This window comes from Pseudomonas sp. TSO6 (assembly GCF_056098905.1).
Map to the genome: position 1 here is coordinate 81,900 of NZ_JBLZWV010000065.1, position 10,403 is coordinate 92,302.

Genomic DNA, 10,403 nt, shown 5'->3' on the forward strand with positions numbered 1-10,403 from the left:
GATCAACACCTAATGATTGGAAGTGGTTATGTGCGCGGCTGGCAAGGCCATATGTTGCCGACACTACCTCGTGGTTTAAGAGGTAGTGGTTCAGGCGGCCTGTGCTTCGTTCTCAGCCGATTCAGGGATCGTCACGACGACGTAACAGCGCTGAAGTCCGAGGCCGGGCAGGCGCACAGAGGTGGAGGCCTTGCCATCTTTGCCTGGCTCTAATACCCGACGCCTCAGCAGCTCTTTGTTCACGGCATTGAGGTTCATGCCTCGGAAGATTTCAGAGCGCCAAGCTTCGGGGAGTACGTAATAGGTCGTCGTCGTGTGCGACGTGTCACCCATGCCGTGCTCCATCGACTTGCGAAAGCCGAGCCGGTCAATAGTGCGGGGGCCGTGTTCATCTACCTTGGCAGCGGTCGATTCCCAGCGTGTAAAGCGGCTCTCTCCAAAACGCTCAATCACCTGGCGCAGGCGTGCGAGAATCGCATCGCCTTCCATGTTTCCAGCGCCACCCCGCTCAGCCAACCAGGCATTCAGGCATACGCGAGCGGAGTCGAGCGCCAAACCATCCGGCCACCCCGTAACGCCCAGGGCGGTGGCCAGCTCTCCCGCAGCCGCTGCCAAACCGAAGCGGGTTGCGGCCCGCTGGGCCTGGCCGCTAGCACTGGCAGGGAGCGCTTCAGCAGTGAAACGCTCCACAGTGCTGCGTACCATGGCTGTATAGGCGCGCAACTTGGTCGGGTCGCAGAGGGCCGACAGGAAGGCAAGGGCAGGCGAGCCGTAAAACTTGGTCACCCGAGCCTTGAGCGCGTCTGACAGAGCGGCGGCATCGTCGAAGCCATGCAGTTCCTCGAACAGTCCAAGCCCTTTGCTGGCATCAGCAGGGACAGCAAGCAGACGTACCTCCATACCTGCTTTCAGATCCTTATTTGCCTCGGCCATGTGCTGAGCAAGGGTCTTTTCTCCGGTGGAGAGAAACAGCAAGCGCCACTCTTGAACTTGGCGCCCGCTCATGCCCCGATCATTGGCCCTCGCCTTGCCGGTGCCGTTGCCGAGCATGTAGACCGTTTCACCGATGATTCGTGGGTCGCACATCCCAATCTCATCGAGCACCAGCAACCCGTCCGAGTGCGCCGCCGCGATACTTTCCAGGGCGTTGTCCGTAGAGCGCCAGGAGCGCACCAAACGCGGCCCACCCCAAACCGAGGCCGCCACCTGCAAATGGGTGGTCTTTCCGCCCGAGCTATCACCGTACAGGTGGAAACCGCCCGATTCATGCCCAAGCAGGTGCAGTACCGCTCCAGCAAAAGCCACGCACACGACGAACGCCAAGCGGTTGTTCCCAACGCACAACGTGCCAATTTGCTGCTGCCACTGCTCGAGTGTTCCAGCTTGGGTAATGGGCGGGAGCTGGGCGCCAGCTTCGTAGAAGTGCAGGTATTCAGTGCTGGCACCAATTTGCCGATCCGGCACTAGATAAGCATCCCCATGCCAGCCCAGACGAGTGACCAATCGGGCACGCTCGGAGCCGTCGTAGCCTTGTAGGTAGCTCTGTAGGTCGTTGCGCGAATTGCGAGCAGTGCGCACAGGCGCCAGGCGCAGCCCCATATCGACGAGTGGCGCGAGCACTTCTTTGCCAAAGTCGCCCGCCATCGCCCTGGCCGGAATGTTGAGGCGCTTGCTTGCCCCATCCGGATCATCGAACTCCACAAGCAGGCCCCAGCCATGGCCCTTTTCGTCACGGGTGCGAGCCAATATCTCTAGCCGTGAACAAACTGGGCGTGCTTCGCCATCCTCACCGGCATAGAACACCCCATCCTTTGTGAGACGGAAACCGCTGGGGGCCGGGGCGGTTTTCTTCTCGGGTTGCGGCTTGGCCTGGGCAATGGCCTTGCTCTGCTTGATGGGGGTGTGGGTGACTGCAGATGCGAGGGTGAGGCAGAACAGTTCCCCGGTGCGTTGCAGCTCTGCCAAGTGTTGGGCAGTCCACCCTTTGGATTGGGCGTCAGCCGCATCGTCACCTTCGCGCCACTCGCCGCCTGGGGCGAAGATGGGATGCCCACCATCCATACGAGGGAGTTGCCCGAACGCCGTCAAGGCTACCGTCTGCACCGTGGCAGCTCCGAGCTTCCGCAGATGGTCGGCCAAGGCATTCATGCACTTCAAGCCTGGAACATCGTTGTCAGGCCACAGCAGCACGTCACGCCCGACTAGTGCCGCGAAATCAGCCTTTTGCCAAGAGTTCGTCCCGTTGGGCCAGCAGGTGGCAACATGTTCGGGCAACAGCTCGGCAGCCGCATCGGCGGCCTTCTCACCTTCACACAGCACTACTGGTGCCGCTGGGCGTTTAGCCAGCTCATCAAGATTCAATAGCGGACGTAGTTCAGGTAAGCCCTGCCAGCGCCAAGCAAGCGAGCCATTGCCCGAGTGTTTGCACCAGGTAAGTGGCGCAAACACTTTGCGCGCCGAGCCGGTCTCATCCGGCACCAAGTCGAAGCGATACAGCACCATGAGGGGCTGACCACTGGCATCGCGGTAGATCCAGACTTTTGAGGGCTTACCGTGCTGACTGTGCGTATGCATTACCTTCTGCATCGCCTGCTCAGGAATGGGAAGCACTGGGGTCCAGTCCTGTTTCGTGACTTTTGTACTGGGCGGCTTGGTGCTTGTGCTGCCTGGCTCGATGCAGAGAAAGGCCGCAAGTTTGTTGCAGGCGTCTATGTCAGTGACGCGATCCAGGTAGCGGACCAGGTCAATCAGATCGCCGCCTTTGTCACCCGTGGCAAAGTCACACCAAGTGCCTTTAGCCAAGTTGACCTTTAGCGAACCTGCGTGCTTGTCAGTTCGCGTAGGGTTTGGAGCGGTGTACTCCTTACCGCCATCCACCCGTTTACCGCCTGGCAACCAGTTAGAAAGGACTTGCTCGATTGACCTGAGGGAAGCGTGTTTGACTTCGGAAAAGCTGGGGCGCTTGCTCATTGGCGATCCCCTTGCACTAGGTGATAAGTGGACTTGTCGCCGTGCAAGGCCAATGACCGAATCAGTGCTACGGTGCCTTGGACGTCCCAAATAACATTCGCTATTACTGAGTCAGACAGCCTCTCAACATCCGGACCAGAATTGAACTGTGCCATGAGCAAGTGCAAAACGGCGTCGACGCGGGAACAAGCCGCAGTGATGGCATCAATTGGCACACCGACAGCATTTGTGGCGCATACGGATAGAAGGTCTTCGGGGAGACGCCCCTCAAGTCCCTTGGATTCAGATTTCATTGCACTCCCCCGACGTTTTCCAGGGAACGGGCAATGCTCATATGTCGGTTGTAGCGTGCGAGGCGGGTAGCAAGGCTGGAGTTTGCGTGTAGAGCGGCGAGAGCCATTGCCCGGTGGGCGGCGGCGCGGATTTTGGACGGATTGAGGGCGGGCATGTGTGGTACTCCAAGTTAGCTGGAGCTGCCACTGATCGTCGCCAAACGATTTTGGGTGGCAGCTGTGCGCAGGTTGGCGAACCGGGAACTTGGAACCCGGCAGGCCCGAAGGCCTCCCACGCACAGCCGCCATAACACGAAACGGCAGACACAAAAAAAGCGCCTGCTGTCGGATGGGGCGCCTATGCGCCAAGTATATCGGGTCGCCAAACCCGGTCACTGAATTTGCAGCGACGGACGGAGCATAGCGTCTCGATTTGATAAGAGCAATACGCGAGGCTTGCGCGATCACGCATGTCGTCATAGATTGAGGGGGCATACGAATGTACCTCTAACGCCTCCGGTTGCAGCCGGGGGCGTTTTCGTTAGTGCTTAGCGACGACGGGGCGGACCAGAGACAGCCAACTTAGATGCTGGCCATTGCGAGACTCTGAACGCATGTGCTCCAAGGCAGCGGGATTGGCCAGCAGATTGGGTATTAGTTGCCGCGCGTCTTCGATTACTACGCCCGATGGCACTTCGACGGCCAGCATCACCCATTCCAGCGACGGCCAGGCCAAGAGCAAAACGTGCGCGCCCTCAGAAATGGCACGATCACGCAAGGCGCGTAGGCGATCACGCCCCATGGCCACTGCAGGCCGGGCGCCTTCAAGTACTCCGACCGCGTCAAGGACGGTGTGTGGCAGGAAGATTGGAGTCATGCCGCCACCTTGTCGCGAGCGGCAATGCGGGCGCGGGTCCAGTCCAAAACTTCAGACAAGACCCAAGCGACAGGCGCACCGCGAGCGGTGCTATCCGTAAGTTTGACTGGCTGGGGAAAACCGCTTTCAGGCTGGCTCATCAGCTTATAGATCGTCGGACGCGCAAGACCTACCAGGGCGACCACATCTGTTATCCGGATCAGTCGTGTTGCTGGATCAAAACCGAGTGGGTTCGTGTCACCGAGGTCAGCTCTTGGAATTGACGGTGCAAGAGGGGTGGCGCTTGAATTGCTACGTGTAGTCATAGCTAGTTCCCTGTATTGGTATGAACAGGGCCAACTATTTATGCCGATTCACTGGGGAAAGAAACAGAGAAATTTCTAGCCGACTGGAGTTATCCCCATTTCGCTTCTTCGTAGCACCTTCGTCACATCTATACGACATTCGACCCCGACGAACGGTAGTAGTCGTCTACAACCCGCTGCACAGTGGTAAGGGGGTCAATTGCCCCCTTGATCGAGCCAGCTAGCCAAGTCATGAAGGTATACCACCCGTTGCATGCGTCCGCCCCACTCACCCTTCACTACGCGCAACGATATCCTCCCTTTACCAAACTCCCTGAGAAGCGCCGGCATCCCCATGTGCGAAAGATAGTGCTGTCGCACGAGCTCAAGCGGTAAGCACGTGCTGCCGTAACGTTTCAAAAGCATGTCGTATGTTTGGCTATCAATCATTTGCCCCCCCCCCCCGCGCCCCATGGCTGTGGGCTGAATTCCGCGCCGTTTAGATGTTTTGTGTCCGAACGAAAGAGCGACCGGCAGGAAAAGCTGGGCATTCCGGCTGTTACACTTTCTCGCTGTGTTACACCCGGGTGTAAGCCGACACCGCATAAGGTGTAAACACGTTTTCCTCAATAATTTCAATACGTTGCACCCTAGCGTTACACTGGTTACACCTGATACACCGGCCTTGAGGAGGCTGAGCATCTCCAACCAGATTTACCCAAATGTCCCTGTTCGATATTTCCCACCCAATCTGCTTCATGAATGAGGCAACCGCCCATGGGCAAAATCGTAGGGGGTGATCGCCTCCTTGCGATTAGCATCCAAGTAATCAGCCCACCACTGCACCATGAGCCTACGCTCTTGTATGTGCTCAGCCTTGTGGATGTAGGCAGCACGCACCGTGTTTCTCTCCTGGTGGCTCATTTGCCGTTCGACAGCGTCCTTACTCCAAAGCCCAGACTCAACCAGTGCAGAGCAGGCCATAGTCCGAAAACCATGGCCGCATACCTCTGCTTTGGTGTCATACCCCATACGCCGCAGCGATTTGTTCACGGTGTTCTCGCTCATGGGCTTCCAGTGATTGTGGTCACCCGCAAACACCAGATCGAAACGACCAGTGAGGTTACGAATTCTCTCCAGCATCTCTACAGCCTGTCGGCTGAGCGGCACCAGGTGTGGCGTGCTCATCTTGGAGCCTCGATGGGAGTTCTTCACACCCTCAATAGCCACTCTTTCGCCAGGGATTTCCCACATGAGCCTCCCCATGTCTATCTCTCCCCAGCGAGCGAAGCGGAGCTCGCTGGAGCGGATGAACACCAACATGGTCAGTTGCACCGCGAGCTTGGTCAGGCCGCGCCCGCTGTCGGCATCTATCCGCTGGAGAAGCTCAGGTAAGCGCTCGAATGGCAAAGCAGGCCGGTGCGCTGTTTTGCGGGTAGCCGTGGCGCCTTGCAGATCGATCGCAGGGTTGAAATCTAGATGGCCATGCTGAACCGCCATACGGAGGATGCCCGTCATGTATTGGCGTAGGCGTGCAGCCGTATCCAAGGTATCCCGTTTTTCCGCTGCTTTCAGCGGAACAAGCAGATCCCGTGTTTTGAGCTCCGCGACCGGACGATCACCGAGAGTGGGCAACAGGTGGGATTCAATGCGTCGCCACACGGTGGAAGCATGACCAGGTGTCCACTTACGAGCGCAAGCCGCATGCCATTCCTGAGCAAGCAAACGGAATGTATTCGACCGGGCGTTTACCGCTTCCTGTTTGTCCAAGCGCGCCTGCTCGATGGGGTCTTTCCCAGCAGCAAGAAGCTCAAGCGCCTGGGCGCGTCGCTCCCTGGCCGCTTTCAAGCCGAGCGCCGGATAGTTGCCAAACGTGGCTAAACCATCACGGCCATCAGGTTTGGTGTACTTCATACGCCAGGTCTTGACCCCTGACGGCTTCACCAGCAGATAGAGGCCTTTGCCATCGAACAGCTTGTAATCCTTCTCCCGAGGCTTGGCCGCATCACATTTGGGATCGGTGAGAGGCACCACTGTACGCGCCATAGGGATACGTTTCCTTGTCGAACCGAAATATCCCTAACCATATCCCTAAATCGCGTAGATGCCCAGAGACAAAACGAGACAAGCAGAAACAACAAAGCCCGCGCTAGGCGGGCTTTTCTGGGTGTTCCGTAGACAGTCATAGACTTCTGGAAACTAGTCTCTGGTGCCGGAGACAGGAATCGAACCTGCGACCTTCGCGTTACGAGTGCGCTGCTCTACCGACTGAGCTACACCGGCGTGTAGCGCAACGTACCACTGCTCACACCCGCAACGCAAACCCCTGTTTCCGCTGGTTTATTGCCCTACCCTCAAGCCCCCTTGCACCCCTTGGGCGCCAGGTCTTCCTCGATGTCGGTGGTGCACGCCCAGCCGCTGGCCGATCGGGTCAGGGTCAGCGCCTTGCCCAGCACGTTGGCCGGCGCATCCACCAGCGTGCAAGCAATGCTGGCGCTGCCATCCGCCGCCTTGCCACTAGCGGTGATCGCACAATGAGCGGTTGCCGGCTGGCCACCCAGTTCGGCCACGGCCGCTACGTCTTTCCCGTCATTCAACCGCAGGTCCATCGCCGTCTTCAGCGCGCTGATTTCCAGCAGGCCGGCCGCGGCCTTGGAGCGTGCCTGGTGGTTGGTGTACATCGGTAAGGCGATGGTCGCCAGAATGCCGATGATCGCGACAACGATCATCAGTTCGATCAGGGTGATACCGCGTTGCCCTTTCATGAACATCTTTCCTTTTTGATTCGCTTACACATTGAGGTGGGTTGCGCCCCAACCGGCAGCGGCGCAGTAGGCCTGAACAGACACCTTTTGTCACCCCTGCCCGCTTGGGCGTCATCTTCGCCGAACTACTCTAGTGAGCATCACGGACGCGCGCCCTTGCATGGACGCGGCAAGCTGTTTCCAGGCTTGTCGCGGGGGCAGAAAAAGGACCTTTGCATGACTTCAACTTCACTGCTTTACAGCTGGCACGGCATCGACGCCAACGGCACGCCGGTCAGCGGCCAAACGCCTGGGCGCAGCCCGGCTTATGTACGCGCCGGGCTGATTCGCCAGGGCATCACGGTGGCCAGTTTGCGGCCGGCCAGCGGGCTGGCGTTCAGTTTTCCGAAGCCGCGGGCGAAGGCGGACCCGGCGGGGTTCAGCCGGCAGTTGGCGACCTTGCTCAAGGCCGGGGTGCCGCTATTGCAGGCGTTCGAGGTGATGGGGCGCAGTGGTTGCGATGCGGCGCAGGCGGCGTTGCTGAGTAGGTTGAAACAGGATGTGGCCTCGGGCCTGGGGCTGGCGGATGCGTTGCAGCGTCACCCGGGATGGTTTGATGCGTTGTACTGCAACCTGGTGCGGGTAGGTGAGCAGTCCGGCACGCTGGACCGGCAGCTGGAGCAACTGGCGGGCATGCTGGAACAGCACCGGGCGCTGCACAAGAAGGTGCGCAAGGCGATGGTCTATCCGCTGCTGCTGTTGCTGACGGGGCTGGGGGTGTCGGCGATCTTGTTGCTGGAGGTGATCCCGAAATTCGAAAGCATGTTCTCGGGCATGGGCGCGGCGTTGCCGGCATTTACCCAATGGGTGATCGACTTGTCCACAGGGCTGAGCCGGTTTGCGCCGCTGTTGCTGGTGATAGGGGTGGTGCTGGGTTTGGCCGTGCGCCAGCTGTATCGCCAGCATGCGCCAGCGCGCCTGTGGATATCTCGGCGGGTGCTGGGCTTGCCGGTGTTCGGCAAGTTGCTGAGGGAGGCGGCGCTGGCGCGGTTTGCGCGTAGCCTGGCAACGTCGTACGGCGCCGGGGTGCCGTTGCTGGATGCGCTGGGCACGGTGGCCAGGGTGACGGGGGGCGAGCTGCATGAGCAGGCGGTGTTGCGGCTGCGCCAAGGCATGGCCAATGGGCAGGGGCTGAACCAGGCGATGGCGGGCGAGTTGCTGTTTCCACCGCTGCTGGTACAGCTGACGGCCATTGGTGAGTCCAGCGGCACGCTGGACCAGATGCTGGAAAAAGCCGCCAGCCATTACGAGGAACAGGTCAGCCAGGCGCTGGACCAGTTGACCAGCCTGCTGGAGCCGGCCATCGTGCTGATCCTGGGCCTGCTGGTGGGTGGCCTGGTGGTGGCGATGTACCTGCCAATCTTCCAGTTGGGTAGCCTGATCTGAACATGACTTTATGGACTTTGCTGGCTGAGCAGCCGGCGTACTTCCTCACCCTGGCCACGGTGCTCGGCTTGCTGGTGGGCAGCTTTCTCAACGTGCTGGTGTATCGCCTGCCGATCATGCTGGAGCGGCAATGGCAACGTGAGGCGCAAGAAGTATTAGGGCTGCCGCTTGCGCAACACGAACGATTCGACCTGTGCCTGCCGGCATCCCGCTGCCCGCACTGCGCGCATCAGATTCGCGCGTGGGAGAATATTCCGGTGCTCAGCTACCTGGCCTTGCGCGGGCGGTGCTCAGCCTGCCAAACGCGTATCAGCCCGCGCTACCCGCTGGTCGAGATAGCCAGCGCGCTGCTGTCGCTGGTGGTGGCCTGGCGTTTTGGCGCTTCGGTCGAGGCGTTGCTGGCACTGCCGCTCACGTGGTGCCTGTTGGCCCTGAGCCTGATCGATGCGGACCACCAATTGCTGCCGGATGTGCTGGTGCTGCCGATGCTGTGGCTTGGGCTGATCGTGAACGCCTTTGGCCTGTATGTGCCACTGGCCGACGCGTTGTGGGGCGCAGTGGCCGGGTACCTCAGCCTGTGGACGGTGTACTGGGTGTTCAAGCTGGTCACCGGCAAGGAAGGCATGGGCTACGGCGACTTCAAGCTGATGGCGCTGATCGGGGCCTGGGGCGGTTGGCAGGTGCTGCCGTTGACGCTGCTGCTGTCGTCGGTGGTGGGGGCGCTGGTTGGCCTGTGCCTGCTGCGTTTGCGCCGGTATGCGATGGGCACGGCGATACCGTTTGGCCCTTATCTGGCGATTGCGGGGTGGATTGCTGTGCTCTGGGGTGATGAAATATACGCCTCTTACATGCAACTGCTTGGATACTGATGGCCACTGCAGCCTTTACCCCCTGGATTCTCGGCCTGACCGGCGGCATTGGTAGCGGCAAGAGCGCTGCTGCCGAGCGCTTCGTCGAGCTTGGCGTGCACCTGGTCGACGCCGACCAGGCGGCACGCTGGGTTGTCGAACCTGGCCGCCCGGCCCTGGCCAGCATCGTCGAGCGCTTCGGCCCGGGTGTGTTGCAGGCGGACGGCCAGCTTGATCGCGGCGCCTTGCGCCAGCTGATCTTCGCCGACCCGGCGCAGCGCAAATGGCTGGAGCAACTGCTGCACCCGCTGATCGGGCAAGAGATTTTCAGCTACCTGGCCAAGGCGCAGTCGCCGTATGCGGTGTACGTGTCGCCGCTGCTGATCGAATCGGGGCAGTACCAAAAGACCCAGCGCGTGCTGGTGATCGATGCGCCGCAGGAGCTGCAAATAGCCCGTACCCTGGCGCGGGACAACACCAGTGCCGAACAGGTGCAGGCGATTCTGCAGGCCCAGCTGGCCCGTGAGGAACGCCTGCGCCATGCCGATGATGTGGTGGTCAACGACGGCGACCTGGCCGCGCTGCATGAGCAGATTGACCGCCTGCACCACTTTTACCTGACTTTGAAAGGAGGCCAGCCATGAGCCAGCCGTTGACCGTCGATTGCCCTACTTGTGGCGCACCTGTGGAATGGGCCGAGAAAAGCGCGTTCCGGCCGTTTTGTTCGGACCGCTGCAAACTGATCGACCTGGGGGCCTGGGCAGCAGAGGAGCACAAGATTGCGGGGTCGGAAGAGTCCGAAGATGAGCTGTACTCGGGGGACCTGGAGCCGCGGCACTGAGCTGATTGCAAGGCGGCTGTGCCGGCCTGTGGGAGCGGCCTTGTGTCGCGAAAGGGCTGTGAAGCAGCCCCAGATTCGGTGGTAACTCAAAAAATGCCGGGGCTGCTTCGCAGCCCTGTCG

The 10,403-nt window shown here is 60.2% G+C and carries 10 protein-coding genes and 1 tRNA gene; 4 read left to right on the forward strand and 7 right to left on the reverse strand.

Annotation, left to right across the window (positions count from 1 at the left end; genetic code table 11):
• Positions 1-90: 90 nt before the first annotated feature.
• The 7 genes from ACN6NG_RS25750 to ACN6NG_RS25780 form a co-directional block, all read right to left on the reverse strand.
• Complete coding sequence (locus tag ACN6NG_RS25750) at positions 91-2,970, reverse strand: DUF927 domain-containing protein (RefSeq protein ID WP_474316856.1); 2,880 nt, start codon at positions 2,968-2,970, stop codon at positions 91-93.
• An 813-nt stretch (positions 2,971-3,783) separates the two neighbouring features.
• The gene (locus ACN6NG_RS25755) at positions 3,784-4,119 is read right to left on the reverse strand and encodes a hypothetical protein (RefSeq protein ID WP_474316857.1); all 336 of its coding nucleotides are present in this window, start codon (positions 4,117-4,119) and stop codon (positions 3,784-3,786) included.
• Complete coding sequence (locus tag ACN6NG_RS25760; RefSeq protein WP_474316860.1) at positions 4,116-4,424, reverse strand: helix-turn-helix transcriptional regulator; 309 nt, start codon at positions 4,422-4,424, stop codon at positions 4,116-4,118. The genes ACN6NG_RS25755 and ACN6NG_RS25760 overlap by 4 nt, the downstream gene beginning before the upstream one ends.
• A gap of 195 nt (positions 4,425-4,619) precedes the next feature.
• Complete coding sequence (locus tag ACN6NG_RS25765; RefSeq protein ID WP_474316863.1) at positions 4,620-5,105, reverse strand: pyocin activator PrtN family protein; 486 nt, start codon at positions 5,103-5,105, stop codon at positions 4,620-4,622.
• A 54-nt stretch (positions 5,106-5,159) separates the two neighbouring features.
• On the reverse strand, positions 5,160-6,449 hold the full coding sequence (locus ACN6NG_RS25770) for a tyrosine-type recombinase/integrase (protein WP_474316865.1): 1,290 nt from the start codon (positions 6,447-6,449) through the stop codon (positions 5,160-5,162).
• Positions 6,450-6,610: 161 nt separating this feature from the next.
• Positions 6,611-6,686 (reverse strand) — tRNA-Thr (locus tag ACN6NG_RS25775).
• Positions 6,687-6,757: 71 nt separating this feature from the next.
• Entirely contained in the window at positions 6,758-7,168 is a 411-nt protein-coding gene (locus ACN6NG_RS25780) for a pilin (RefSeq protein ID WP_132847062.1), read from the reverse strand.
• 216 nt (positions 7,169-7,384) lie between these two features.
• On the opposite strand from ACN6NG_RS25780, the gene ACN6NG_RS25785 reads away from it, so the two are divergent.
• Genes ACN6NG_RS25785 through yacG form a run of 4 tightly spaced genes read left to right on the forward strand, consistent with a single transcriptional unit; the run spans position 7,385 to position 10,282 of the window.
• Positions 7,385-8,593 carry a type II secretion system F family protein gene (locus ACN6NG_RS25785; RefSeq protein ID WP_474316867.1) on the forward strand — a complete coding sequence of 403 codons (1,209 nt, stop codon included), beginning with the start codon at positions 7,385-7,387 and terminating at the stop codon, positions 8,591-8,593.
• A gap of 2 nt (positions 8,594-8,595) precedes the next feature.
• Positions 8,596-9,462 (forward strand): prepilin peptidase, encoded by an 867-nt coding sequence (locus ACN6NG_RS25790; RefSeq protein WP_474316869.1) that lies wholly within the window; start codon positions 8,596-8,598, stop codon positions 9,460-9,462.
• A complete protein-coding gene (gene coaE / locus ACN6NG_RS25795; RefSeq protein ID WP_063425480.1) occupies positions 9,462-10,085 on the forward strand; it encodes a dephospho-CoA kinase in 624 nt (207 codons plus the stop codon). The genes ACN6NG_RS25790 and coaE overlap by 1 nt, the downstream gene beginning before the upstream one ends.
• The gene (gene yacG, locus ACN6NG_RS25800; RefSeq protein WP_016501579.1) at positions 10,082-10,282 is read left to right on the forward strand and encodes a DNA gyrase inhibitor YacG; all 201 of its coding nucleotides are present in this window, start codon (positions 10,082-10,084) and stop codon (positions 10,280-10,282) included. The genes coaE and yacG overlap by 4 nt, the downstream gene beginning before the upstream one ends.
• Positions 10,283-10,403 lie beyond the last annotated feature (121 nt).